Genomic DNA, 24,723 nt, shown 5'->3' on the forward strand with positions numbered 1-24,723 from the left:
TAGGTTGTTTTTTTAAAGCAAAGCATTAATTTTTTGCAAGAACTCTTTGTAGCGAATGGGTTTAGCGATATAGCCATCACAGCCCGCCTGACGCATTTTCTCTTCATCGCCCTTCATCGCAAAGGCTGTGAGTGCGATGATCTTGATATGGCTGGTGTTTGCATCTTGCTTGAGCAACCGTGCCGCCGTTAGTCCGTCCATACCAGGTAACTGTATGTCCATGAGGATCATTTCGGGCGCATGGCTATGTGCAATACTGATACCATCCACAGCATTGACTGCCTGCAGTACATCATGCCCAGACGTTTCTAACAGTAGCTGAGCCAGTTTCATATTGTTCGGGTTGTCTTCAATGATCAGTATTTTTGCCATGCTTGTCTCGCTGCTTTTTGGGCGGCCGGCTGCTTTGTTTGCCAGCCAATGCGCGATGTACTTCGCTGATGAAGTTGCCATGGTTGAATTCAGACTTTTCCAGCACGGCTAATACTTGCCCCTTGAGCACGTGGTGGTCTTCTGGCGTCAAAAATTTAGAGGTCACAATAATGATAGGAATTTTGGCCGTGCGTTTATCCTGTTTTAACTCTTCTACAACCTCAAATCCATTAATTTCGGGCATCATTAAATCCAGCACAATCAAGTCAGGCTTTTGCAGTTTTGCAATATGCGTAGCCTCATTACCGCCATAGGCGCGCAGCACTGTATGGTTGGCGTGCTCCAGATACGATGAAATGATTTCTACCGCTTTGGGGTCGTCATCTACGACCAGCACTTTCAGGCCTGTTTGCGTGCTGGATGGCCGTGTAAATCCCAGTTTGCTTAAAGCCGTTTGCAAGTCGTCTGCAGACACGGGTTTTTGTAACACCTGAGCGGCACCTAACGATAAGCCGCGATTGCTATCTGCCACAATCGAGACAATCACTACCGGAATATGGGCGAGTTTTTTATTGGCCTTGAGTTTGGTTAAAAACTCCCAGCCATCCATGCCTGGCAACAAAATATCCAGCGTAATTAAATCAGGCGGTGTGCCATCGGCCAGAATCGTCAGGGCAATTTCGGCGGTCGCTGCGCGGGTGACTCGGCAGTGATCAGACTCCAGTTGCAGCCTGATCAAGTCAGCGGCACGGTCATCGTCCTCTAGTACCAGCACATGCGGCGGTTCAGCATTGTGCAACTGCCAGGAAGACTCTTCTGTTTGGTTTTCGCCTGCGGCGACATCTTTCAGATGGGCGACATATTCTAGCCATACGGTGAAGGTACTCCCCTCCCCCGGTGTGCTGCTGACGGCAACTGCTCCGTTGTGTAGCTCAGATAGTTTGCGGACTAACGCCAAGCCCAGGCCTGTACCTTCAAAGCGTCTGGAAAGCGTGCTTTCAACCTGGACAAATGGTTGGAACAGGCGAGAAATATCTTGCGCTTCAATGCCTATGCCGGTGTCTGTAATCGATATTTGCAGGAATTGCTGGGCATTGCCCAGTGGCGTAGTATCGCGCCCTGTCAGTACTCCTGCTTGCTCAAGCACGCTATCATGCGACACCAGATGTGCCCGCAAAGTGACCTGCCCGCCTTCTTCGGTAAATTTGACCGCATTGGACAGCAAGTTATACACAATCTGCTTGACCTTGCGCGCATCCAGCCAGGCATTGCCTAATTCATTCGATAGGTCAGTGATTAGTTTGATGCGTTGTGAGGCGGCTTTTTCTTTAATGATGGACAGGCAGTTTTGTAACAGCAACTGGACATCGGTGAGCTCGGGCTCAAGCTCCATGCGGCCTGCTTCGATTTTTGAAAGATCCAGTACATCGTTAATCAGTGACAGCAGGTGCTGCCCACTCTCAAAAATATCATTCACATAGTTTTTTTGTTTATCTGCTAGCGGGCCAATCAAGCCATCGCGCAGTATCTCCGAAAAACCAATAATGGCATTGAGTGGCGTGCGTAACTCATGTGACATGGTGGCCAAAAACTCAGACTTCATTTTGTCGGCTTCTAGCAACTGTTTGTTTTTTAAACCGACTTCTTCACTGCGCAGGTGCAATTGTTCCGCCAGCAGCTTGAGGTCGCCATATTGCTGGATATTATGCAACGCGACGCCCAGTTGCGCCGATAAACGCTCAATAAAGGTTTTATCGCGCTCGCTAATGCTGTGACTTGCCGCCAGCACCAGGGCGGCCAGGCTCTTTTCCTGGTAAGTCACCGGGCAAATGATGATGGCAGCAGGTTTGAGTGAAAATAAGCCGGTCTCAATCGTCAACGAAGGAAACGCATCCATATCACTAATGATCAGCGTTTGGTTGTTTTGAATCGCCTCCCCAATCACGCCGTCACCTAGTTTGAACGCACTGAGGATCCCCGTTGGCGCTGCATGCGCGGTCTCCAGGCGGTAGAATCCACTCCATTCGTCGTAGCTATAAATGGCAGAGACCGGAAAAGCATGATTTCTAGCCAGAATATCCAGCATACTGGGTAGTATCTGCGTGCGGTCATAATTGGCATTGAACAGCCTTAGCACTTCGCTATGTGTTTGGTCATACATGGCGGCATGTGTCAGGTCATATTCAATCTGTTTAAAGTCAGTCACATTGCGCGCTATTGTAGATAAATGCGTAGGCACGCCCTCTGCATCACGATGCACCACAATCACTTGAGACACTGGAACTTCGGTGCCTGCGCGGGTCGTATAAGCACTCTCGCCGCTCCAAACACCGGTTGCCAGTGCGGCGGGAATTGCCTGCTGGTGGATTAATGCAGCCGCCCAGGCCGGGTGCAATTTTGTGATTGATTGCGTCGCAATCTCCTCATGCTCCCCCATACCCAACAGCTTGCGCCCACCGCTGTTCAGATAAAAATAATCGCCTTGCAGGTTGGTGTTGGCAATCAGGTCAGGCGACGCATCCAGAATGTCGGTGAGTCGCTTTTGCTCAGCTGCCGTTCGTCTTCGTATATTCAGGTCGCGTTGAATGCGCCAGATCAGTAGTGGGAAGAAAATAAGAATGGCGACCGACATGACGGTAAACAATGTCAGCAGGTCTTTGGCGTGGCTTTGCTCTGATTGGGTGCGCTCAGTGAGCAGGTTTTGTTCTTCAAGCGACATGGCGCTAAAAACGCCACGAATTTCAAGCATATCCTCTCTGCGGATGGCATCTTTACGCAGAATGTCTCTGAGTTTAGCGATGGAGGTGGTACGTGCAATTTCAATAATCTGGTTGAAATAGATAATTCGCCTATCAACCAATTGCCGTAACTGCGTGATTTGACGCTGTTGAAAACTGTTGTCTTTGGTTAAAACAGCCAACTCGGTGATGTCTTTTTGCAGCTCTATCAGCGCTGCATCGCGGCGCGTAATGGCACTATCATCGCCGGTCAGGAGGAAACCGCGTTGAGAGACTTCCAACTGGTTGAACAGAGTCAAGCCACGTTCCAGCTTGGTAATTACTTCATTGGTATGGCTGACCCAGCGATTGTTTTCAGAAAAGCGCTGTAAATAGATAATACTGGTGATGCCGAGAATGACCAGCAGCGCAAAAAAGCTGATGAATCCATAAATAATGATGGACTCCAGCCCCCACTTTGCTTTATTTTTTGCGTTCAAACCGATGCGACCCTGCAATCAAGCATTACGACTCCTGTCTTGTTTTTAACATCAAGAATCTATCAGTTTCCGCATGTGTGCCAGCAGGCAATTGAATGGCGGTGTTTACATATTGACTACAATAGAACGTAGTTTGCTTAATTTATGCGCAGCCGTTATGTATGTCAATGCTAATTTGTACTAAACAAGTATATACCCGGATAATGATTGTGAGTATTACGCTTGTCGCTCGCTGAATCATGGCTTCTGTTGGGTAGATGGGCAAATAAAAAAGGGCTACAAGAGCCCTTTTTTATGCAGCAAGCAAAAAATTATTTTGCTTTGCGACGGCTTACCAAGCCCATCAAACCTAAGCCAGCCAGCATCAAAGCGTATGTATCCGCTTCTGGTACTGGTGTAATTGGATTGATGTTGAAGCTGACATTGAAGTCACCGCCCAAAGAACCAGACAGTTTGCCTGTGGCAGTCAGGAAATAAGTACCAGCAGCCAGGTTGGTCAATGTGGTCACGGCTTCGCCGTTTGCATCATAAAAACCATAGTTCATAAATGTCACGTCATATTGTGCATTGTTGCCTGTGGTGATTTCTGTGATGCTGTATGAAAAATCAGATACCTGAGTCAGGTTGATTTCATAAGAGTCTTCAAAATATGGGCCTCTTACATATGAAGCGCCAGTGGTTTTAATAATATCAGCATCAGCGATCAAGCGAACAAAATCCAGGCTCTGGCTGGTCGTGTATGGACCAAAGTCTTGCGCTTGTGCTGCAGATATAGATGCAATGCCGAATACGCCAGCGATTGCCATTTTTTTCAAGGTTTGAAACATTACAACTTCTCCAAGAATGAATACTAACTAAAAAACTATAATCATTATTTGTGACAACCGTTAGACAGGCAATAGTACTAACGGGCTAGTTCATGGCTTATTTTTATAATCATAAAACTGCAATTTCAAAATCGCAGCCATTCTAACTGTTTACGCTACATTCTGTAAATTTAACAATCTGTTTTTCAAGAAAAAAATGCCATTTTTAGCCGTTAAAAATATATAGCAACCAATCTAATTGGTTGGAATTTTAAAAAAGGATTAATGCTTTGACGGCAATTTAAACGTTAAAATACGGTCACCTTGCTTGAAACCAAACAGCGAGTTACCGCCACTGACCACCGCAATATATTGTTCGCCATTGATTTGATATGTAATCGGTGGTGCATTGACGCCATACTCCGATGCAAACTGCCATAACGATTGCCCGGTTTGACTGTTATAGGCGGCGAATTTTCCATCGCCCTCCCCGCAAAACAATACCCCGCCCGCTGTGGCCAGCACACCACCTACCAAAGGCTGGCTGGTTTTGTGTTGCCAGGCAATCTGCCCGGATTTAAGGTCAATTGCACTGAGTAAGCCCCAGCGCGCATCGTCTGTTGGTTCGCTGGCAGCATAGCGGATTGGCTTTTCACCTGCGCTGACTTCAGTTTCGTGCACGCTGTATTTGATCGGGCTGTGCATCGCCGCGACATAAGCCTTTTGCTGCTGTTCATCTACGCTGACTGGCGACCAATTGGCACCACCAAGAATGCCCGGGTAGACAATCGTGCCTTCTGCGCTCGGTTTTTTGAATAGGTTGTGTTGTGGTACAAAGGGTGCCGATTTAGCCAGGAATTGCCCGTTGGCACGGTCATGAATATAGAACCAGCCCGTTTTACTCGCCTGGCCGACTGCAGCAATGGTTTTGCCCTGGTGGTTGTAATTAAACAATACTGGCGGGCTGGCCAAATCATAGCCCCATAAGTCATGTGGTACTTGTTGGTAATGCCATTTGTATTGGCCGGTTTCTGTATCCAGGGCGACCAGCGAAACGGTGTAAAGGTTGTCGCCAGGCCTGGAAACATCATTCATTTGCGGCGACGGATTGCCGGTTCCAAAATACAGGGTGTGGCTAGCAGTATCAATGGCAGGTGTGCTCCAGGCCGAACCGCCGCCAAAACGCGCAGCATCCGGGTAGTCTGGCAGAGCGGCTTGCTCCGCAGCAATATCTCGATCGAATTGATTCCCGTCAGCGGTTTTTGTTGCAAACTGCCCTTCCCAGCCTTGCTTGGGAATGGTGTCAAATTGCCAGACCTGGTGACCGTCATTGACATCAAACGCCGCCAGAAAACCTGGGCGGCCATAGCGTCCGGTGACACCGATTACAGCGCCCAAGGGTGCATCACTGCGCGGGTTGTCGATATGCAGGCCGTAACCAACACCGGTAATACCAATAATGACTTTATGCTGGTATACCACCGGCGCCATAGCGATGCCCACGCCGGTGCCGCCAGTGACTTTACGTGTTTTATTCGGGTCCGAGCCACTTAAAGCATCCTGGTGTTCGGTATTCACCTGGTTGCCTGCTACATCAATATCCCACAGCTTTTGCCCGCTTTGTGCATCCAGTGCGATCAGCCTGGCATCTACCGTGCCGATAAAGACCTTGCCTTCTGCCACGGCGACGCCGCGATTGGCCGGGCCACAGCACATCTGCCAGTCTGCTTTGCGTTCGTGTGTGTATTTCCATAATAGCTTGCCGCTGGCTGCATCCAGGGCTAATACGTGGTTAAACGGCAGGCTGACATACATGATGCCATTCACCACAATTGGCGTGGCCTGAAAGGTTGCCTTCACGCCTGTTTCTATAGACCAAGCTGGTTGCAATTGGGACACATTGTTTTGGTTGATCTGCGACAGCGCTGAAAAACGCTGCGATGCCATATTTAAACCATAACTTGGCCAATCCACCTGGTTATTGTGTTGTGCCTGCGGCTTGGTCGCTTGTGTGCAGGCCAGCAAGAGGCCGCAAATGGTAGCAGTAATGCAACGTGTAATCTGTTTGTGAGGTGCCAGGTTCATATCAAAAGCCCATAAACTATACAGGTTAGTATACACCTTAAAAGTGAGGACTTGCCAAGTGGATTAGCCGATGAAAAAAAATTTAAACCACGAAACTAAATCTAGCCTGAAATGGCCATAGACAGTATCAATTAATTCGTACAATAATAATGAGCATGACAACTAAATCTGAAAAAACACCCATTGGACTCAAGCTGGCCGAGAAGGGAATGTTATCTGATGCGTTAATCCGTCGCGGCATCAGGTCGTTGTGCAAGGACAGGTTGCAGGAGATCGCTGCTGGGGATTGCGAAAGCATGCAGTCCAAGCTGATCCAGTTTATTGAGCAAATGGGCTTGGCTGACATTGCGCCTTTATCTGAAAAAGCCAATGCGCAGCACTATGAAATACCGTCGTCGTTTTACCAGTATTGTCTGGGCATGAACCGTAAATACAGCAGCTGTTTTTGGCAGCATGATACGCAAACACTCGATGAAGCTGAGCAACTGGCGCTAGCGCAAACCTGTTCACATGCATGCCTGGGTGGGCCATTAGCTATATTAGAACTGGGTTGTGGCTGGGGCTCGCTGACCTTGTGGATGGCCAGTCATTATCCTAGTGCGCAGATTACCGGGGTTTCTAACTCAGCCTCGCAACGCGAATATATCTTGCAGCAAGCCAAGGCACGGGGACTGTCGAATATCAATATCATTACCGCAGACATGAATGTGTTTGATACTACGCAAACATTTGACCGCGTGGTCTCTGTAGAGATGTTCGAGCATATGCGCAATTACCAGGCGTTGTATGCACGGGTGGCGCGTTGGCTCAAACCGGATGGTTTGTTTTTTAAGCACATATTCGTGCACAAAGACGCGGTCTATCCATTTGATGTGAAAGCAGATGATGACTGGATGAGTCAGTACTTTTTTAGTGGTGGCATGATGCCCAGTGATGATCTGCCACTGTATTTCCAGGATGACCTGAAAATTGTGAACAAGTGGCGCTGGAACGGCACGCATTATCAAAAAACGGCTAATGCATGGCTTGCCAATATGGATAAACACCATGCTGAACTGACCTCTGTTTTAGAGTCGATTTATGGCAAGGCAGACGCTGAACTCTGGCGTCAACGCTGGCGTATTTTCTTTATGGCATGTGCCGAACTGTTTGGTTTCAATCAAGGCCAGACATGGTGGGTGAGCCACTATCTGTTTTCAAAAAAATAGAAAACACTCGATATGCCAACGCAAAAGTGGATGATCCTTAATTTTCTGGGCTTTCAGTTGTTATGGTGGGTCTGTGTGTTATCCGCAACCTCCCCTGTTGGCGGGCTCGTGCTACTGTTGGTGGCTTTAATTTCAGCCGCTCAATTACACTGGCTCGAAGGTTGGCAGCAAGTTGTGCCCACCCTGCTTGCTGCCACGACAGGCTGCATTCTTGATCAAACCATGCTGATGGCTGGCTGGATCAAGTTTCATCATCAATTGCCGCTAGCGCATGCTGCCGTGCTGCCCCTTTGGATGATGGCATTGTGGTTGGCGTTTGCGAATACACTGAATCTCAGCATGCGCTGGATGCAACAACACTTGTTTATGGCAGCCGTTTTGGGTGCAATTTTTGGTCCTGTTGCCTATTTGGCTGCCGAAAAACTGGGTGCAGTGCGACTGTACTCCACGGTAAGCTTGGTTTTGATCGCCATTGAATGGGCGGTGGCCTTGCCGCTGATGCTGTTGATACGCCGCCGATTTAATCAACATATGGGTATCGCCCTGCCATGATTTACTACTACGCCCTGATCGCTATCCTGACGTTCGCGCTCTGCGGATGGTTATTGAGCTTTGCCACCCGTCACTACAGCCATGTCGATAGTATGTGGAGTTTGTTTATGGCGATCACGGCTTACGTGACAGCGATATTCACTTACGACCTGTCACTGCGCGCCGCGCTGGTAATCACTGCAGTGACATTGTGGGCGCTGCGCCTGAGTATTTTTCTCACCTGGCGCAACTGTGGAAAAGAGGACCATCGCTACGAAACGATACGCATCAACAACGAGCCCTTTTTCGTTTTTAAGAGTGTTTATATTATTTTTGCTTTCCAGGGAGTATTGGCCTGGTTGATTTCCTATCCTGTCTACAGCGCTGTCAGTAGCCATACACCGCTGCAATGGCTGGATTATGCAGGTTTATCTTTATTTGTAATCGGGTTTTACTGGGAGGTGGTTGCCGACTGGCAGCTCATGCAGTTTCGAGCACAGCCCGAGCATGATGCCGCCGTGATGAATCATGGTTTATGGCGATATAGCAGACATCCCAACTATTTTGGTGAGGCCCTCATCTGGTGGGGATTTGCTTTGCTAGCCGCAACGGATGGAAATGTCTTTATTTGGTTTTCGCCCGTTTTAATGACTTTTTTACTGCTCAAATTCAGTGGTGTGTATTTGATGGAGCAGACCATACACAGGCGTAGGCCAGGTTACCGCGAATATGTAGCAACGACCAATGCGTTTATCCCTGGTTTACCAAAAAGCAAGCGGGCTGACCATGATTAAACGCATAACGCTAAGCTTGGCCTTAGCCTATAGCGTGTTGTGCAGTCAGATGGTGCAAGCACAAGAATGGTCATTTGCTGTCTGGCTCGATCAACAGCAGATCGGCACACACCGTTTTAGCTTAGACCAAAACCAACTGCAAAGCCGGGCAGACTTTAAAGTGAAAGTGTTGTTTATCAATGCTTATCGCTACCAGCACCAAGCCGATGAAACCTGGCAAGGTCCATGCCTGAAAAAACTCAGCGCCCATACCGAAGAAAATAAAGCGCGCACCGACGTCACAGGTCAGCAGCAGGATGCGCAGTTCGTGGTGGAGAACAATAGCCGTAAGCAATTCCTGCCTGGCTGCGTGATGACATTTGCTTACTGGAATCCGGAAATTCTCAAGCAAACGCGCTTGCTCAATCCGCAAAATGCAGAGTATCTGGATATCACGGTGACAGATCAGGGGTTTAAAAATATGACCGTCAAAGGGCAAGCTATCAGTGCTCACCAATATTATTTGCAAGGCAGGTTTGAAGGAAAAGACAAGCTGAAAATTACCTTGTGGTATGACCAGAAACAAGAATGGGTGGGACTGGAATCGGTCACGCCAGAAGGATATAAAATTGTTTATAAACTCATTTAATCAATATGATGAATATTTTAGTTAAAGTGATTTGTATCATGATGCTATTGGGATTAAGTGCCTGTCAAAACCTGCCGCCGATCAAAACGGTGCACCAGGTGGATCTGGATCGCTTTATGGGTGACTGGTATGTGATCGCAGCGATTCCTACATTGATCGAAAAGGATCCCTACAGCCCGCATGAACGATATGAAAAAAATGCGGATGGCAGTATTGCGACCACCTTCAGTTTTCGCCAAAGCAGCTTTGACGGACCAGTTAAAACCTATCATCCGACAGGCTATGTGGTGCCTGATAGCGGTAATGCTGAATGGCGGATGCAGTTTTTATGGCCATTCAAGTCTGAATATTTAATCGCCTACCTGAGTGACGATTACCAGCACACCATTATTGCCAGAAATAAGCGCGACTATGTCTGGCTGATGTCGCGCATGCCACACCTGGACAAGGAAACTTACACCAATCTGGTTTCAAGGATTGAGGCGATGGGCTATGACGTGCGCAAATTGCGCGTTTTTCCGCAGCAAGATTCCCATACAAAATAAACCAACAATAATACGCATGAGACTTTGGAGAGAGGTATCACGATGCAACAGAGAACGCATGGCCTGCTCTGGCGGCTGATAGGCTGGCTGGATAATCAGCAATACCAGCCCCCGGCATATGCCAATGCTGAGAGCATAGACTGGTGGCGGGTATTGCCTTTTGTCGCGCTGCATATTGCCTTGCTTGCTCTGTTATGGGTCGGTTGGAGCCCATTTGCCGTCATGTTTGCTTTGTTGATGTATGTGGTGCGCATGTTTGCCGTGACGGGGTTTTATCATCGTTATTTTGCGCACAAAACCTTTCAAACTTCGCGCATTGCACAATTTTTGTTTGCATTAATTGGTGCGATGGCCGTGCAGCGAGGCCCGTTGTGGTGGGCGGCACATCATCGCAGCCACCATGTACATGCCGATCAGCCGCAAGATATACACTCCCCTCACCAGCATGGCTTTTTATGGAGCCACCTGGGCTGGTTTTTAAGTCATGCCAACTTTAAAACACAGGTGGATCGTGTCCGTGAGTTGACTCGATTCAAAGAGCTCTGCTGGCTGGATCGTTTTGATAGCCTGGTCCCTATTGCGCTGGCATTTGGCTTATTTGGCCTGGGCGAGCTGCTCAGTCAGTATGCGCCTGGATTGCAGACAAATGGCTGGCAGCTATTGGTGTGGGGATTTGTCGTGTCTACGATTGCTTTGTATCACGCCACATTTTGCGTCAACTCGCTGGCCCATGTCTGGGGCAGCCGTCGTTATGCCACACGTGACCACAGCCGCAACAATTTGCTGATCGCTATTTTCACTCTGGGCGAAGGCTGGCATAACAATCACCACCATTTTCCGGGCTCAGCCAAACAGGGGTTTTATTGGTGGGAGATTGATTTCACCTACTATGGCTTAAAGGTGCTGGAGGCCATGGGACTCATCTGGAACCTCAAGCAAGTGCCGGTCGACGTGCGTGATCAACGTGCGGTAGAAAGGCCTTAATCCATGGGGTTGAATATCGCAATCATCGGTGGCGGCATTGCTGGTAACACCCTTGCCTACCATTTGCATCAACAGCACCAGATTACCCTGTTTGAAGCCAATGACTATATTGGCGGACATACGCATACCCACCAGGTAGAAGTTGGTGGCGAAACCCATGCAGTAGACACCGGTTTTATTGTTTTCAATGATAAAACCTACCCGCAATTTGAACACCTGCTGCGTGAAGCTGGCGTTGCCTGGCGTGATAGCAGCATGAGTTTCAGCGTGCGTAACGAGTTAACCGGTCTTGAGTACAATGGCACCACGTTTAACAGCCTGTTTGCGCAGCGGCGAAATTTACTCTCCCCGGCGTTTTACCGCATGGTGCGCGATATCCTGCGCTTTAACAAACAGTCTCTCAGCCTGTTAGCCCCTGGGACAGAAATCGCGCTCGGCGAATATTTGCAACAGCATGGATATTCCCGGCAATTTATCCGCGATTACATTATCCCTATGGGTGCAGCTATCTGGTCTACCGATGCCGAGCAAATGCTGCAATTTCCTGCGCGCTTTTTTGTGCGGTTTTTTCACCACCATGGCATGCTCACTATAGAACAGCGGCCCCAATGGCGGACCATCGTTGGCGGTTCTGCGGCCTATCTGCAAAAGCTAACGGCTGGTTACCGTGATCGCATCGAGCTCAATTGTCCAGTGGCGTCAGTGCAGCGGCATGCACAAGGCGTGACGCTAAACACCAAAAACGGCCAGTCGCTCACGTTTGACTATGTGTTTTTTGCCTGCCATAGCGATGAAGCCCTGCGTATTCTGGGCGTGGAGGCGACTGCTGCCGAGTCTGACATCCTGGCCGCGATTCCTTACCAGGATAATACGGTGTATCTGCATACCGATGCGCGTTTGATGCCCAAGCGCAAGCTTGCCTGGGCGGCGTGGAATTACCATGTTACGCCGAGCCCGAGTGGCAAGGTACAAGTCACCTACAATATGAATATTCTGCAAGGCATACAATCCGCTGAGCCTTTACTGGTCACACTCAACTATACCGATGCGATTGATCCGGCCAAAATCATTAAAAAATTGCATTATCGGCATCCGCTTTATACTCTGCAAGGCGCACGTGCGCAGGCCAGACATGCCGATATCAGCGGCCACAACCGCACAGGCTACGCCGGTGCCTATTGGCGCAACGGATTTCATGAAGACGGCGTCGTCAGTGCATTGGCTGCCATTGATCATTTCAAGGTGGCAATGCGATGACTGCCCCAGGCATGCCTCAACGAGTAACGCATAGCGCCATCTACACCGGATGGGTCAGCCATCAGCGTTTGCAGCCCAGGCTGCATGGCTTTAAATACCGCTTATTCATGCTTTACCTGGATTTGGAAGAGTTGCCATTATTGTTTGAAAACAATCGATTATGGTCATATCTTAAACCGAACTTAGCTTACTTTAGACGTGAGGATTATTTAGGCGCCACTGACAAACCACTGGATCTTTGTGTGCGTGACCTGGTAGAGCAACACACCGGCCAACGACCTTTAGGGCGCATAGGTTTGCTCACCCATGGCCGTTATTGGGGCATTTGCTTTAACCCGGTCAGTTTTTATTACTGCCACGATCAGGCTGGTGAATTACAGGCAATTGTCAGTCATATCACCAATACACCGTGGAAAGCGCAATTTGCGTATGTGCATGATGTGAAGCAAGACCGGTCACTGTTATTTAAACTACAAAAAAGCTTTCATGTGTCGCCTTTTATGCCTATGGATATTCAATATCAATGGCAGTTTTCACCGCCTGATGCGACGCTCAGTGTCCATATGCAAAGTTGGCAGCAAGCGCAGGCCATGTTTTATGCCACATTAAAACTGCAACGCCAGCCCTGGCAAGCCAGCACGTTGAACAGGCTGTTGTTCAGTTATCCATGGATGACCCTGAAAGTCATTGTGGCGATCTACTGGCAAGCACTACGCCTATGGCTTAAAAGAACGCCTTTTTATTCACACCCTGACCAGCATTCCCGTTTTGGAGACTGACCATGAAGTCTGAACTTTCTTCGACTCCCATCATCATGGATACACTGACTGCACCGCTCAAATCTAAAAGCCGTGCCAGATGGGTAGCCACATTGGCCAAATCGCAAGTGCTCAAACGTCTGGCCAGCTTGAAACTGGGCCAACTCACGGTGATTGATGGCATTGAGAAATATGTGTTTGGTCAAGCATCGACACAAGCACCTGTCGCAACCATCACCATTTTGGATTCACGCTTTTATGGTGAAATTGCCTTCGGTGGCAGTATTGGCGCCGGTGAGGCTTATATGCTGGGTTACTGGCAGGCGGATTCACTCACCAATGTCATTCGCTTGATGGTACTGAATCAAGCGGTGACTGATAAGTTGGAGGGCGGCTATCAGTGGCTGAGCAAACCGCTACTCAAGCTGTTTCATTGGCTGAATAGTAATAGCGAAGCTGGAAGCCAAAAAAATATTGCGGCGCATTATGACCTGGGTAACGATTTGTTCAAGCTGTTTCTGGATCCGAGCATGATGTATTCGTCGGCGATTTTTGATACAGAGGCGACGACACTGCAAGCAGCGTCAGCACGTAAGTTACAGGTCATTTGCGACAAGTTGCAACTGACCGCTCATGATCATGTGCTTGAAATAGGCACTGGCTGGGGCGGGTTTGCTATTTATGCGGCCAAACACTATGGATGCAGAGTCACCACCACGACCATTTCTGAGCAACAATATGTGTTGGCAAAAGCACACATTGCCGCTGAGGGCTTACAGGCGCAGATTACGCTACTCAAGCAAGATTACCGGCAATTGCAAGGGCAGTATGACAAGCTGGTTTCGATTGAGATGATAGAAGCGGTCGGGCACCAGTATTACGATACTTATTTTAGTAAGGTCAGCCAACTGCTAAAGCCTGATGGCGTGGCTTTGATTCAGGCCATCACTATTGCCGACCAGCGTTATGACAGTGCGATTCGTTCGGTAGACTTTATCCAGCGTTATATTTTCCCGGGCTCTAACATCCCCTCCAATACTGCCATGCTGGCCAGTATGACCCGTAGCAGCGATTTGCGATTGGTGGATTTGCAGGATATCGGCCTGCACTACGCCACTACCTTGCGCCACTGGCGGGAGAATTTTTTTGCCCATATAGAAGCAGTGAGAAAATTGGGCTATAGCGAAGTGTTTATTCGCATGTGGGATTTTTATTTAAGTTATTGTGAGGGCGGATTTGCCGAGTGTGCGCTGGGTGATGTGCATCTGTTAATGGCCAAGCCCGGCTACCGTGCGTTAATCCGAGTCTAGCACCGCAAAAGTGCAGGCATGGTAAACTTGCGTGCATGAGCACGCATGCAGTTTTAGAGTGGCGCAACGGTTTGCCCTACTCCACACAGTTCGATGATGTTTATTTCTCAGTCAACCCGGATCACCCACAGCATGGGCTGGCTGAAACGCGTCATGTCTTTCTGCAACACAACCAGTTACAGGCAAGATGGCAGCAATTGCCGACCGACCGCCCCAGCCATTTTGTGATTGTTGAAACCGGTTTTGGCAGTGGCCTCAACTTCTTGGCAGCCTTGCAATTGTGGCAACAAACGGCCCCTGCCTCAGCCCATTTACACTTTGTCAGTATTGAAATTGCGCCATTTACCTTGCAAGACCTGCAGATGGCGCATGCACATTTCCCAGAGCTCGCTGCCATGAGCCAGGCTTTATGCCAGCAATATCATTTGCTGCAACCAGGCATTAATCAGCTGGAACTACCTGCATTCTCTGCCAGTTTGACCTTGCATATCGGCGATAGCCAGCAGATATTACCGCAGCTACAACTGCAGGCTGACGCCTGGTTTTTGGATGGATTTGCCCCGGCGAAAAACCCTCAAATGTGGCAGCCTTATTTATTTGAATGTATGGCCAGATGCGCCCATGCCGGGACCACATTTGCCACGTTTACCAGTGCAGGACTGGTCAAGCGTGGTTTGCAAGCGGTTGGCTTTCAGGTTGAAAAAACACGCGGATTTGGCAAAAAACGTGAAATGTTATGCGGCGCATGGCCGCTATCCGAACAGTCCGCTGCAGCATTGCCTAAAGTGGCGATTATTGGGGCCGGTATTGCTGGATCTAGTACCGCCTGGCAGTTAGCCGGTTTAGGCTGCGAGGTGCATGTGTTTGAACGTGCCGCGCAGATTGCCAATGGCGCCTCTGGCAATCCCCGAGGCATGCTCTACCCCAGGCTGAATGCCGAAAAACCACAAAATGATCAATTGGCATGGCGCAGCTATAGTTTTAGTGTGCGGCATTATGCCAGTCTTAATTTGGGTGAAGAGGCTTTTCAAGTCTGTGGTTTGTTACAGCTGGGGAGTAACCCGCGCGAGCATAAGCGGGTACAAAAAGTGGCCAGCCGCTATGCAGCATTAGGCTTGTTGCAACAACTCGATGCGGCCCAGGCCAGCGTGCAGGCTGGGGTTAGTCTGACGCATGATTGCCTGTACTTTGCTGCGGGTGCCTGGGTGAATCCAGCCACAGCCTGTGCGCGAATGATGGACCATGCCAATATTACGCTGCATCTGCAGCAGGATATTCGTCAATTGTCTCTACAAAAACGAGGTTGGCAGCTGAGTCATCAGGCTGGAGCAATCAATGAATACTTTGATGCTGTGATTGTCTGCAATGCGGCAGACGCGGCCAAGCTATTGCCTGATAGTGGCATGTGGCTGAATCCGGTGCGCGGCCAGATGGGCATGATTGCCGGGCAACCATCTATGCAGGCCCTCAAGGTCGTGTTATGTGGCGATGGTTATTTGACGCCCTTGTTTAAAGGTCAACATGCGATGGGGGCTACTTTTGCCCCGGGTGATTGTAGCACCGAGGTGCGCGAGCAGGATAACTTGAGTAATCTCGACATGGTGGGCAAGTTAAGTCCGCATTTTGATCATGTCAGCGCCGCAGACGTGACTTATGCGCGCGCATCGTCCAGGTGCGGTTCACCGGACTATTTGCCTTATGTCGGGCCTGTGCTGCCGACAGCAACGTTGAATGCACAAGAGGCGGCTATTAGCGATTTTGCAGCATTACCTGCGCCGCAAGGTTTATATGTGCATGTCGCGCATGGCAGCAAAGGCCTGATGACAGCGCCTTATTGTGCTGCCATGCTGGCCAGGCGCTTGTTAAGCGACTTTGGCGCCAGATTGCCGCAACTGACAGAAGACAGCTTCTGGTATGGATTGCACCCACAGCGTCATTTATTCAAGCAACTGGGTTGGAAGTCATTGCTCAACCCCTTCAATGATCAGGCACCAGCATGAATGACAGCATTCAGCAGTTAAAGCAGCAATTGGTGCGCACGCCACAAGACCCTGAGCTGTATTATGAACTGGGGCGACACTACCTGACACTTAAGCAAGCTGAGGATGCAGAACAGGCATTTCTTCAGGCGCTACGGTGGGCGCCGGATCATCCGCAAATATTGATGCAACTCGGCAACGTCGCCAGTTTGCGCGGGAATGAGGCTGCCGCTGCGCAATATTTCAGGCAATCCTTGGCACAAGATGTGCAACAGGCCGATGTACATTTTAACCTGGCGAATAGCCTGCGCAAGCTGGGTGACAATGCCCTGGCGATTCAACATTACAAGCATGCTCTGGCTCTGGCACCTGACGATGCCGAGTGTCACAACAACCTGGGCAATGCTTACCGTGAACAAGGCCAGCTGGATTTAGCCGTAGCGGCGTATGCACAGGCGATCAAGCTGGATCCTCACCTGCTACATGCCAAAGTGCACTGGATTCATCAAAAACAACATATGGCAGACTGGCAAGGGCTGGATACTGCCATTGCCGAGGTGCGTGCTGCATTAACGCACAATCCCCAGGCGCAGATTCCGCCTTTTGCGTTTTTGGCGATGCCGGGTACCACGGCGACAGAGCAACTGGCATGCGCAAGCAATTGGGCGCAGTTGCATTATGGCCATATCCAGCCCCTGGCAGCTTCTCCACAGGCTAGCCAAACAGTCAATCAGCAGCGCATCAAAGTCGCCTACCTGTCTTCTGATTTCCGCCGTCACCCACTGGCTTATTTAGTCACGGATGTGATTGCTGCGCATGATCCATACCAGTTTGAAGTATTTTTATATAGCAACAGCAAAGACGACCACTCAGATGAGCGTCTCGCCTTGTTTGCCGCAGCCAATCATTGGGTAGATATCACCAGCATGGCAGACGCTGCAGTCGCTTCACATATGCAGCGCATGGGGATAGATGTCCTGGTTGATTTAACGGGCTATACGCAAAATAGCCGTAGCGGCGTCGCCGCCTACCGCCCTGCCCGCATCCACATTAATTGGCTGGGCTATCCCGGCAGTATGGGCCTGGTGAATGGCAGGCCATTATTTGATGCCATTATTGTAGATAACACCTTGAACGCCGTGGCGTTGGCCGAGCAGCCCGTGGTATTGCCATGCTATCAGGCAAACAATGCACAACGCCCCATGGCTGAGGCTGGTACACGCGAACAGCATGGCTTGCCTGCACAGGGTTTTGTGTTTTGTTGCTTGAACCAGAGTTTTAAAATCACACCGGATGTGTTTACTGGCTGGATGCGTATTCTGCAGCAAGTGCCAGATGGTGTTTTGTGGCTATTGCAATGTAACCAGTGGGCCACACGGCATCTGCAACAGCAGGCGCAAGCCGCTGGCATTACTGCCAATCGATTGGTGTTTGCGCCACGCACCAACATTGCGCAGCATATTGCCAGGCAGCAACATGCCGACCTGATGCTGGATACTGCGCCTTATAACGCGCATACCACCGCTAGTGATGCTTTATGGCAAGGGATTCCCCTGCTTACGCTGGCTGGCGACACGTTCCCGGCCAGGGTAAGTGCCAGTTTGCTCAAACATATCGGGCTGGATGAATGCATTTGTGCCGACTGGGCGACGCTTGAACAGCGCGCTATCACTTTGGCGCATGATGCAAGCGCACTGGCATTGCTCAAGTCTAAAGTGAAAAGCCAGGCTGGTGTGCTGTTTGAGCCGCACACATTCTGCCTGCAACTGGAGCAGGTTTATCGGCAATTGCTGTCTCGCGCTTAGTCAGACTCGCCGACACTGACAGATAATATGCCTGCGGCAATAATGCAACAGCCGCCTATCATTTCCATCGCTGACATTGTTTCGTGCGCCAGAAAATAGGCTGCAACCGCTGCAACAATCAACTCAGTCATAAACAAGACGGATGCCTGAATCGCCGGAATTTTAGTCACGCCATATTGCACTAGCAAGGTCGCTGAAACCAACAATAAGGCAATCACCAATAGCGTGATAGCCACTTGTGAAGTGAAGAGTGATGCCGTCATAAATGCAAGGCCAGCGATGCCAGATTGCCAGAATAATACCAATAGGGATAAGCCAAAGACGCCCAGCCACACCAGCATGCCTTTAGCTGCAATCGTCAAATGTGTGGAAAAGCGGGTCATGACATTGGTTAAAGAGAAACCAATCCCTGCAGAGAGTGCCAGCCAGTCCGAGGTGGATTGCGGCCAGGGCCACATCCATTGTCCGTTGGTTAGCATTAAAACGGCGCCCAGTAGTGATAATGCAATGGCCAGCAGCTGCGGTTGATGCCAGGGCTCATGCAGCCAAACTCTCGCCAGTAACAAGGTCCACAGTGGCGACAAGTAAAATAGCAGCATTACCCGCATGACTTCACCGTCAATAATCGCCAGCACATAGGCCAGGTTGGTCCAGCCTGCAATCAGGCTCAACCAATAGGCAGAGGCCGGGACTTGCAGGATGCATGTGAAGCGTCGCCAGAACAGCATGCCACCTATCAACAACGCCAGGCTATAACTCAATAAACTGGACTGCACACCAGACAAGCCGATATCGTTGAGCAGGCGGTAGGGATACCAGATAACACCCCAGCACAACGCACCATAGATCAATGCTGCTGAGGCCGTATATTTTTGCCCGGAAGCTTTTTGTTTATGTGACAGGCTCACTTATAATACACACCTATGAATCCAAATTTAAACCTACTCCAGCCTTATCCTTTTCAACGCTTGCGCGATCTGTTTCAAGGCCTGACGCCTAATCCGGCGTTTAGCCCTGTCAACCTGTCGATTGGTGAGCCTAAACACGCCACACCGAGTATCATTAGTGGCGCACTCGCCAGCAACCTGGGGGGATTGGCCAGTTATCCTACCACAATCGGCATACCAGCCTTGCGTGAAGCGATTAATCAGTGGTTGCAACGTCGCTATAGCATACCGGCACTCAATATCGATAAAGCGATTCTTCCGGTCAATGGCAGTCGAGAAGCCTTGTTTGCATTTGCGCAAGCGGTGGTCGATACCAGTGTTACCCAGCAACCAGTCGTGATTTCGCCTAACCCGTTTTACCAGATTTATGAAGGTGCCGCCTTTTTGGCCGGTGCGCAACCCTACTTTATCAACACCACGCCAGACAACGACTTTGTCATGGACCTGACACAAGTGCCGGTGGATATCCTCAAGCGTACACAACTAGTGTTTGTATGCAGCCCGGGTAACCCGTCCGGCAAGGTCATGGATATCCAGGCTTGGAAAACCCTGTTTGAACTGTCTGACCAATATGGGTTTGTCATTGCGTCGGATGAGTGTTACTCAGAAATCTATTTTGATGAAAATAACCCACCAGTAGGTGCCTTGCAGGCTGCGCATCAGCTTGGGCGCGACTTTAGCCGTGTCGTCATGTTCAGCTCGCTGTCCAAGCGATCAAACGTACCAGGCATGCGCTCGGGTTTTGTCGCGGGCGATGCTGATATTGTTGAAAAGTTTGCCTTGTATCGCACCTATCATGGCTGCGCCATGAACCCGGCCGTGCAGGCAGCCAGTGTCGTCGCCTGGAATGATGAGACGCATGTGATTCATAATCGTGCGTTATACAGTGAAAAATTCAGCGCTGTGACGCCCTTGTTGCAACAGGTATGGCCACACACACAATTGGCAGATGCCGCGTTCTATCTATGGATTAATACGCAACAAGACGATACAGCCGTTGCCCGGCAGCTATATCAGGAATTAAATATCACAGTGTTGCCAGGCTCTTTCCTGGCACGTGAGGCGCATGGCCTTAACCCTGGCAAGGGCTTTATTCGCATGGCGTTGGTGGCGTCGACAGACGAAACCATTGCCGCCGCGCAAAGGATTAAAGGCTACCTTAAGTAGCGCATGCGTTTGCGTTAAAAACAAAAAAGCCGGTTGCAAATGCAAACCGGCTTTTTTGTTGCAAGCAAAAATTAAGCAAATTTTCTGCGAGCGATCAAACCAATGATACCTAAACCAACCAGCATCAAAGCGTTGCTTTCTGGTTCTGGTACTGGCACGGTTTCGTGTGCAGTAAATGTCAGTTTGTTTGACAAGGTCACATTCAATGCACCAGGGTTAAATTTAAACTGGTAGTCATTGCCAGCCATCAGGTCAACAAACGTAAACGTCGTTGTTGAGCCAAACGTCAAAGCTGGAATGCTATACGAAGTAATCAGTGTACTAGTTGAATCATACAGGCTAAAACTAGAGCCAACGCCAATGCCTAACAAGGCTTTAAAGTCTACAGTGACTGTAGAGTCAGAGCTCAGGTCAAACGTGTAAACATCAGGCAACCAGAATGCGCCAACTTGCAGCAATGATTGCTCGACGACTGGACCTGCATTCAGGTCACCCAAGTCAGTTACGTTTGTTGTTGCAAACGCCTGCTGGGAGAAACTGATGGCGGACACCAACGCCATAGATCCCAAAATATTAGATACTTTCATACCCTCTCCTCAATTAAAAAAACAATAAACCTTTAATTAGGCTGAATGTGATTTACGCAATGACACCAGACCCATCATGGTCAGGCCAACCAGCATCAACAGACCCAAATCTGGTTCTGGCACTGGAGTACTCACATTAAAGCTTAAATAATATTGACCGCCACTAAAACCATCTGCTGAGCCAGTCACACGTAACTGGTACAGGCCTGGGGTCAGGATGGATGGCGTAGTCACCAAATTGTTGTCCACATCATAGAGACCATAGCTAAAGGTGTCATTGATGATGTTGTATGAGGCATCTTCAATTTCTGTAATCAGGAAAGACAATTTACCTGCCACTTGCATATCCAGGTCATAGATATCGCTGAAGGTGAAGGTATCATCGACACCAGCATCGCGGTTAACAGTCGCCAGGTAATCCGTGGTGCCATAGCTTAAAGTGAGGCTGGTGGCGTTGGCATGGCCAGCAAATGCAAACAAAGCTGCAGAAACGATTGATATTTTTTTCAACCAATGCATAAACATGGTATTTCTCCTCGGTACAGTTAATTATTAGCCATCTTATTATGTCGTCGGGCTTATTTATATAGCCCATATTGGCCAATCATTTTTTCTTGTTATTGATTAATAAGCAAAAATGAGGCCAAGTGTGTAAGCAATCGTAACCACATGATTTTATTTATATATTTATGTGATAACCATTTAAGTGATGTGGCGATGTGTTTGCTTTGCACCACTTTTCGGAACCTGATGCTTGTAATGCACCATTTCAATGCACTGTATTTTACAGCGCCTTTACAAAAAGTAGCAAAAGAATTTGTCAGAAATATGACAAATATGCCGATATTTCTGACATGTGAAGTGCTTTATAGCGATGCGAGTTGCTGTAATACCTTGTTTACCAACGCTTGCGCCGCGATCACGGAGTCGCTTTCGGCATAACACCGTAACTCAGGTGCATTACCAGACGGGCGTAAATGAACGATGTTGCCTGACTGACAGGTCACTCTAAGGCCATCCGTGGCGTCAATACTGGAAACCGTTTCATCCAGATTCAGTGCTTGCAACATTTGTTGTGCTGAACTGGACCAGTTTTCAAGCAAGGCCTTACTTTTTGCTGTTGCAAAATTTTGCAGGCGATCACTAGCCGTATACCGTTGCGGCAATGAGGCCACCAACGCAGAAAGCGGTTGGTTTTGGCGTTTTGATTGTGCCAGCAGACAGACCACAGGCAATACTGCATCACGGGTTGGCAGTGGCGCCAATGTTGGGTAGGCCGGCACGGTTGAGCCTAACAAGAAGCCACCGTTAGCTTCAAAACCGGCCACGCTGCTGGCGCCGTTTTCTTGCAACGTTTCCATGCCAGCAATTACATAAGGCGAACCTATACGTGTGCGTGTGACTTGCTTAAATGCGCCACTGGCCTCGATGGCCGTGTTACAACTGACAGGCACCGCCAGATGCGTGATGTTGAGTGCCTGAGCTGTCAGCAACCCCACAATATCACCGCGTAACCACTGCCCTTTTTCATCGCTCATTAATGGCCGGTCGCCATCACCATCGGTTGAGATAATCGCGTCTACAGAATATTCCTTGGCCCAGTTCAGTCCCTTTTGCATATCCTCTGCAGAAACGGCTTCTGTATCAATTGGGACAAAGGTATCCGAGCGCTCTAGGCAAATGACTTCGGCGCCCAATTCTCCCAGCAGTTGTGGCATCAAATCACGGCCAACGCTGGAGTGTTGGTACACTGCCAGTTTTTGGCCCGCGAGTGCGCCCTCGCCCAGCAAGTCTTTATAGCGCTGGATATACGCATTTCTGGCCACAGGATTTTCTGCAGGCAACGCAGATAATATCCCGGCAAATGGCTGCAACTCACATACCAGCATCGCGCTTTCGTCGGCCTTGCTGATTTCACCGTCAGGACGGTAGAACTTGAGGCCATTACGGTCAAATGGAATGTGGCTGCCGGTCACCATGATGCCTGGGATTTGTTGCATCTGCGCAAACAAGGCAAGCGCCGGAGTGGGAATCGCCCCGCAAAAAATGACTTCCAGGCCGAGTTGTTCAAGCATATTGGCACAAGCGACAGCAATATTCGGGCTGCTAGGACGCAAGTCAATGGCAATCGCCACCTGCTTAAAGTTAAAAGACTGCTTGAGTGTCTGGATAAATGCTTGCGTGTAAGCTGCACACACTCCGTCTGTCATGGCAGTCACCAATCCTCTGGCACCACTGGTGCCAAAGGCCACACCGCTTTGCTGCATCACTGCTTGTAACACATCAGTACCTTGCATCTTAGTTGCGGCCATAGGTATCTTCATAACGGACAATATCATCTTCGCCCAGATAGCTGCCAGATTGCACTTCAATCAAATGCAATGGTAATTTGCCTGGGTTTTCCAAGCGATGCGTGGAGCCAATCGGGATGTAGGTCGATTCATTTTCGGTGAACAGCTTGGTCTGGCCATCGACGGTAATCATGGCTGACCCGCTCACGACCACCCAGTGCTCGGCGCGATGATGGTGCATTTGCAGCGACAGTTTCTCACCAGGTTTGACCATAATCCGCTTCACCTGGAAGCGCTCGCCAACATCAATGCCTTCGTACCAGCCCCATGGGCGATAAACGCGTGGATGCATTTGATGCTCAGTACGGCCACTGGCCTTAAGGTGGTCGACAATATTTTTCACATCCTGCGCACAGTCCCGATGCGCAACCAGCACAGCATCTCCGGTTTCTACAATCAGCAAGTCCTCCACGCCAACAGCTGCGACAAATCTGTGTTCAGCGCGTATTAGCGTATTCGTCACATTTTTAAGAAACACATCGCCACGTATTGCGTTACCAGACGCATCATTGGGCTGTACGTCTTTTAAGGCAGTCCAAGAGCCGACATCATTCCAACCCATGCTTGCCGGGACAACCGCCGCCAACTTGGTTTTTTCCATTACTGCGTAGTCAATCGAATCTGAAGGTGATTCAGCAAATGAAGCTTCGTGCAACCGCACAAAATCAAGATCCTTGTAGCTTTGCTCAACCGCTTGAGTCACAGCGCTCACCATGGCAGGAGCGTATTGTTGTAACTCGGCCAGGAATACAGTTGGTTTAAACAAAAACATACCGCTATTCCAGTTGAAGTTGCCAGCGTCCAGATATTGCTGTGCGGTGACAGCATCTGGTTTTTCTACAAAGCGCGCCACCTCAAAACAGCCATCCGCAGTAGCCAGGGCATTGCCGGACTGAATGTAGCCATACCCCGTTTCAGGCTGCGTCGGCTCAATACCAAACGTCACCAGTTTGCCCTGCTCGGCAGCAACGCTGGCACGGCGCACGGCGGCTTCAAAGGCCACCACATCGGTAATCACATGGTCGGCAGGCAATACCAGCATCAAGACATCTTTATCTTTTAAAGCAATGGCTGCTGCAGCGATGGCTGGTGCCGTGTTACGTGCCACGGGCTCCAGTACAATCGCTTCAGGGTTTAAATTAACCTGACGCAGTTGCTCCGCGACCAAAAAGCGGTGGACGTTACCACAAACAACAATCGGAGGCTCAATTTCAGCCCAACTGGATAAACGCAATAATGTCTCTTGTAGCATGGTGTTTTCGCTGACCAATGGCAAGAGCTGCTTAGGCAACACTGCGCGGGACAATGGCCACAATCGCGTCCCGGAACCACCAGAAAGAATCACTGGAACAATTTTCATCTTTATCAACCTTATAGCTGTATTTTGAATGC

General features: G+C 49.4%; 21 protein-coding genes. 12 read left to right on the plus strand and 9 right to left on the minus strand.

The features are described from left to right. Positions 1 to 12 precede the first annotated feature (12 nt). The 4 genes from ACIDE9_RS13450 to ACIDE9_RS13465 all read right to left on the minus strand — a co-directional run bounded on the left by ACIDE9_RS13450 (position 13) and on the right by ACIDE9_RS13465 (position 6,480). Positions 13 to 372 carry a response regulator gene (locus ACIDE9_RS13450; RefSeq protein ID WP_411995202.1) on the minus strand — a complete coding sequence of 120 codons (360 nt, stop codon included), beginning with the start codon at positions 370 to 372 and terminating at the stop codon, positions 13 to 15. After that, complete coding sequence (locus tag ACIDE9_RS13455; RefSeq protein ID WP_411995203.1) at positions 350 to 3,589, minus strand: response regulator; 3,240 nt, start codon at positions 3,587 to 3,589, stop codon at positions 350 to 352. The genes ACIDE9_RS13450 and ACIDE9_RS13455 overlap by 23 nt, the downstream gene beginning before the upstream one ends. Positions 3,590 to 3,900: 311 nt before the next feature. Continuing rightward, positions 3,901 to 4,416, minus strand: a complete 516-nt coding sequence (locus ACIDE9_RS13460) for an FxDxF family PEP-CTERM protein (RefSeq protein ID WP_411995204.1) — start codon at positions 4,414 to 4,416, stop codon at positions 3,901 to 3,903. A gap of 261 nt (positions 4,417 to 4,677) precedes the next feature. Beyond that, the gene (locus ACIDE9_RS13465; protein ID WP_411995205.1) at positions 4,678 to 6,480 is read right to left on the minus strand and encodes a pyrroloquinoline quinone-dependent dehydrogenase; all 1,803 of its coding nucleotides are present in this window, start codon (positions 6,478 to 6,480) and stop codon (positions 4,678 to 4,680) included. A 155-nt stretch (positions 6,481 to 6,635) separates the two neighbouring features. On the opposite strand from ACIDE9_RS13465, the gene ACIDE9_RS13470 reads away from it, so the two are divergent. From ACIDE9_RS13470 to ACIDE9_RS13520, 11 genes are read left to right on the plus strand one after another with little or no spacing between them, the layout of a single operon-like run. Then, entirely contained in the window at positions 6,636 to 7,688 is a 1,053-nt protein-coding gene (locus ACIDE9_RS13470) for an SAM-dependent methyltransferase (RefSeq protein ID WP_411995206.1), read from the plus strand. Positions 7,689 to 7,718: 30 nt separating this feature from the next. After that, positions 7,719 to 8,240, plus strand: a complete 522-nt coding sequence (locus tag ACIDE9_RS13475) for a DUF2878 domain-containing protein (protein ID WP_411995207.1) — start codon at positions 7,719 to 7,721, stop codon at positions 8,238 to 8,240. Continuing rightward, on the plus strand, positions 8,237 to 9,013 hold the full coding sequence (locus ACIDE9_RS13480) for a DUF1295 domain-containing protein (protein ID WP_411995208.1): 777 nt from the start codon (positions 8,237 to 8,239) through the stop codon (positions 9,011 to 9,013). Before ACIDE9_RS13475 ends, ACIDE9_RS13480 begins: the two co-directional genes overlap by 4 nt. Continuing rightward, a complete protein-coding gene (locus tag ACIDE9_RS13485; protein ID WP_411995209.1) occupies positions 9,006 to 9,641 on the plus strand; it encodes a DUF6134 family protein in 636 nt (211 codons plus the stop codon). The genes ACIDE9_RS13480 and ACIDE9_RS13485 overlap by 8 nt, the downstream gene beginning before the upstream one ends. 38 nt (positions 9,642 to 9,679) lie before the next feature. Continuing rightward, positions 9,680 to 10,186 (plus strand): lipocalin family protein, encoded by a 507-nt coding sequence (locus ACIDE9_RS13490; protein ID WP_411995210.1) that lies wholly within the window; start codon positions 9,680 to 9,682, stop codon positions 10,184 to 10,186. 42 nt (positions 10,187 to 10,228) lie between these two features. Further along, complete coding sequence (locus ACIDE9_RS13495; protein WP_411995211.1) at positions 10,229 to 11,170, plus strand: acyl-CoA desaturase; 942 nt, start codon at positions 10,229 to 10,231, stop codon at positions 11,168 to 11,170. A gap of 9 nt (positions 11,171 to 11,179) precedes the next feature. Next, on the plus strand, positions 11,180 to 12,427 hold the full coding sequence (locus ACIDE9_RS13500) for an NAD(P)/FAD-dependent oxidoreductase (RefSeq protein ID WP_411995259.1): 1,248 nt from the start codon (positions 11,180 to 11,182) through the stop codon (positions 12,425 to 12,427). Beyond that, entirely contained in the window at positions 12,424 to 13,206 is a 783-nt protein-coding gene (locus tag ACIDE9_RS13505; RefSeq protein ID WP_411995212.1) for a DUF1365 domain-containing protein, read from the plus strand. Before ACIDE9_RS13500 ends, ACIDE9_RS13505 begins: the two co-directional genes overlap by 4 nt. A gap of 2 nt (positions 13,207 to 13,208) precedes the next feature. Further along, positions 13,209 to 14,495 carry a class I SAM-dependent methyltransferase gene (locus ACIDE9_RS13510; protein WP_411995213.1) on the plus strand — a complete coding sequence of 429 codons (1,287 nt, stop codon included), beginning with the start codon at positions 13,209 to 13,211 and terminating at the stop codon, positions 14,493 to 14,495. Between the two features lie 35 nt (positions 14,496 to 14,530). Beyond that, positions 14,531 to 16,495, plus strand: coding sequence for a bifunctional tRNA (5-methylaminomethyl-2-thiouridine)(34)-methyltransferase MnmD/FAD-dependent 5-carboxymethylaminomethyl-2-thiouridine(34) oxidoreductase MnmC (gene mnmC, locus ACIDE9_RS13515; protein ID WP_411995214.1), 1,965 nt, complete (start codon positions 14,531 to 14,533; stop codon positions 16,493 to 16,495). Further along, positions 16,492 to 18,279, plus strand: coding sequence for a tetratricopeptide repeat protein (locus tag ACIDE9_RS13520; RefSeq protein ID WP_411995215.1), 1,788 nt, complete (start codon positions 16,492 to 16,494; stop codon positions 18,277 to 18,279). The genes mnmC and ACIDE9_RS13520 overlap by 4 nt, the downstream gene beginning before the upstream one ends. Here ACIDE9_RS13520 and ACIDE9_RS13525 read toward each other — a convergent pair. Continuing rightward, on the minus strand, positions 18,276 to 19,187 hold the full coding sequence (locus ACIDE9_RS13525) for a DMT family transporter (RefSeq protein WP_411995216.1): 912 nt from the start codon (positions 19,185 to 19,187) through the stop codon (positions 18,276 to 18,278). The genes ACIDE9_RS13520 and ACIDE9_RS13525 overlap by 4 nt on opposite strands. A 15-nt stretch (positions 19,188 to 19,202) precedes the next feature. Between ACIDE9_RS13525 and dapC the strand changes: the two genes are divergently transcribed. After that, positions 19,203 to 20,393, plus strand: coding sequence for a succinyldiaminopimelate transaminase (dapC, locus tag ACIDE9_RS13530; protein ID WP_411995217.1), 1,191 nt, complete (start codon positions 19,203 to 19,205; stop codon positions 20,391 to 20,393). A 71-nt stretch (positions 20,394 to 20,464) separates the two neighbouring features. On the opposite strand, the gene ACIDE9_RS13535 is transcribed toward dapC, so the two are convergent. From ACIDE9_RS13535 to ACIDE9_RS13550, 4 genes are all read right to left on the minus strand, one after another. After that, positions 20,465 to 20,980 carry a PEP-CTERM sorting domain-containing protein gene (locus ACIDE9_RS13535; protein ID WP_411995218.1) on the minus strand — a complete coding sequence of 172 codons (516 nt, stop codon included), beginning with the start codon at positions 20,978 to 20,980 and terminating at the stop codon, positions 20,465 to 20,467. A gap of 36 nt (positions 20,981 to 21,016) precedes the next feature. Next, positions 21,017 to 21,505, minus strand: coding sequence for a hypothetical protein (locus ACIDE9_RS13540; protein WP_411995219.1), 489 nt, complete (start codon positions 21,503 to 21,505; stop codon positions 21,017 to 21,019). 341 nt (positions 21,506 to 21,846) lie between these two features. Next, positions 21,847 to 23,292, minus strand: coding sequence for a phosphomannomutase (locus tag ACIDE9_RS13545; RefSeq protein ID WP_411995220.1), 1,446 nt, complete (start codon positions 23,290 to 23,292; stop codon positions 21,847 to 21,849). Then, entirely contained in the window at positions 23,279 to 24,691 is a 1,413-nt protein-coding gene (locus tag ACIDE9_RS13550; RefSeq protein ID WP_411995221.1) for a mannose-1-phosphate guanylyltransferase/mannose-6-phosphate isomerase, read from the minus strand. The genes ACIDE9_RS13545 and ACIDE9_RS13550 overlap by 14 nt, the downstream gene beginning before the upstream one ends. Between the last annotated feature and the right edge of the window lie 32 nt (positions 24,692 to 24,723).

The organism is Methylophilus sp. 'Pure River', assembly GCF_046765995.1.
Taxonomy (GTDB): domain Bacteria; phylum Pseudomonadota; class Gammaproteobacteria; order Burkholderiales; family Methylophilaceae; genus Methylophilus.

What these genes read in the sequence shown, in the direction of transcription:
- ACIDE9_RS13520 (WP_411995215.1), top strand. Translation starts at nt 16,492, where the DNA reads ATGAATGACAGCATTCAGCAGTTAAAGCAGCAATTGGTGCGCACGCCA.
- ACIDE9_RS13495 (WP_411995211.1), top strand. Translation starts at nt 10,229, where the DNA reads ATGCAACAGAGAACGCATGGCCTGCTCTGGCGGCTGATAGGCTGGCTG.
- ACIDE9_RS13470 (WP_411995206.1), top strand. Translation starts at nt 6,636, where the DNA reads ATGACAACTAAATCTGAAAAAACACCCATTGGACTCAAGCTGGCCGAG.
- ACIDE9_RS13450 (WP_411995202.1), bottom strand. Translation starts at nt 372, where the DNA reads ATGGCAAAAATACTGATCATTGAAGACAACCCGAACAATATGAAACTG.
- ACIDE9_RS13475 (WP_411995207.1), top strand. Translation starts at nt 7,719, where the DNA reads ATGATCCTTAATTTTCTGGGCTTTCAGTTGTTATGGTGGGTCTGTGTG.
- ACIDE9_RS13490 (WP_411995210.1), top strand. Translation starts at nt 9,680, where the DNA reads ATGATGCTATTGGGATTAAGTGCCTGTCAAAACCTGCCGCCGATCAAA.
- ACIDE9_RS13535 (WP_411995218.1), bottom strand. Translation starts at nt 20,980, where the DNA reads ATGAAAGTATCTAATATTTTGGGATCTATGGCGTTGGTGTCCGCCATC.
- dapC (WP_411995217.1), top strand. Translation starts at nt 19,203, where the DNA reads ATGAATCCAAATTTAAACCTACTCCAGCCTTATCCTTTTCAACGCTTG.
- ACIDE9_RS13480 (WP_411995208.1), top strand. Translation starts at nt 8,237, where the DNA reads ATGATTTACTACTACGCCCTGATCGCTATCCTGACGTTCGCGCTCTGC.
- mnmC (WP_411995214.1), top strand. Translation starts at nt 14,531, where the DNA reads ATGAGCACGCATGCAGTTTTAGAGTGGCGCAACGGTTTGCCCTACTCC.
- ACIDE9_RS13510 (WP_411995213.1), top strand. Translation starts at nt 13,209, where the DNA reads ATGAAGTCTGAACTTTCTTCGACTCCCATCATCATGGATACACTGACT.
- ACIDE9_RS13550 (WP_411995221.1), bottom strand. Translation starts at nt 24,691, where the DNA reads ATGAAAATTGTTCCAGTGATTCTTTCTGGTGGTTCCGGGACGCGATTG.
- ACIDE9_RS13485 (WP_411995209.1), top strand. Translation starts at nt 9,006, where the DNA reads ATGATTAAACGCATAACGCTAAGCTTGGCCTTAGCCTATAGCGTGTTG.
- ACIDE9_RS13465 (WP_411995205.1), bottom strand. Translation starts at nt 6,480, where the DNA reads ATGAACCTGGCACCTCACAAACAGATTACACGTTGCATTACTGCTACC.
- ACIDE9_RS13460 (WP_411995204.1), bottom strand. Translation starts at nt 4,416, where the DNA reads ATGTTTCAAACCTTGAAAAAAATGGCAATCGCTGGCGTATTCGGCATT.
- ACIDE9_RS13545 (WP_411995220.1), bottom strand. Translation starts at nt 23,292, where the DNA reads ATGGCCGCAACTAAGATGCAAGGTACTGATGTGTTACAAGCAGTGATG.
- ACIDE9_RS13505 (WP_411995212.1), top strand. Translation starts at nt 12,424, where the DNA reads ATGACTGCCCCAGGCATGCCTCAACGAGTAACGCATAGCGCCATCTAC.
- ACIDE9_RS13540 (WP_411995219.1), bottom strand. Translation starts at nt 21,505, where the DNA reads ATGTTTATGCATTGGTTGAAAAAAATATCAATCGTTTCTGCAGCTTTG.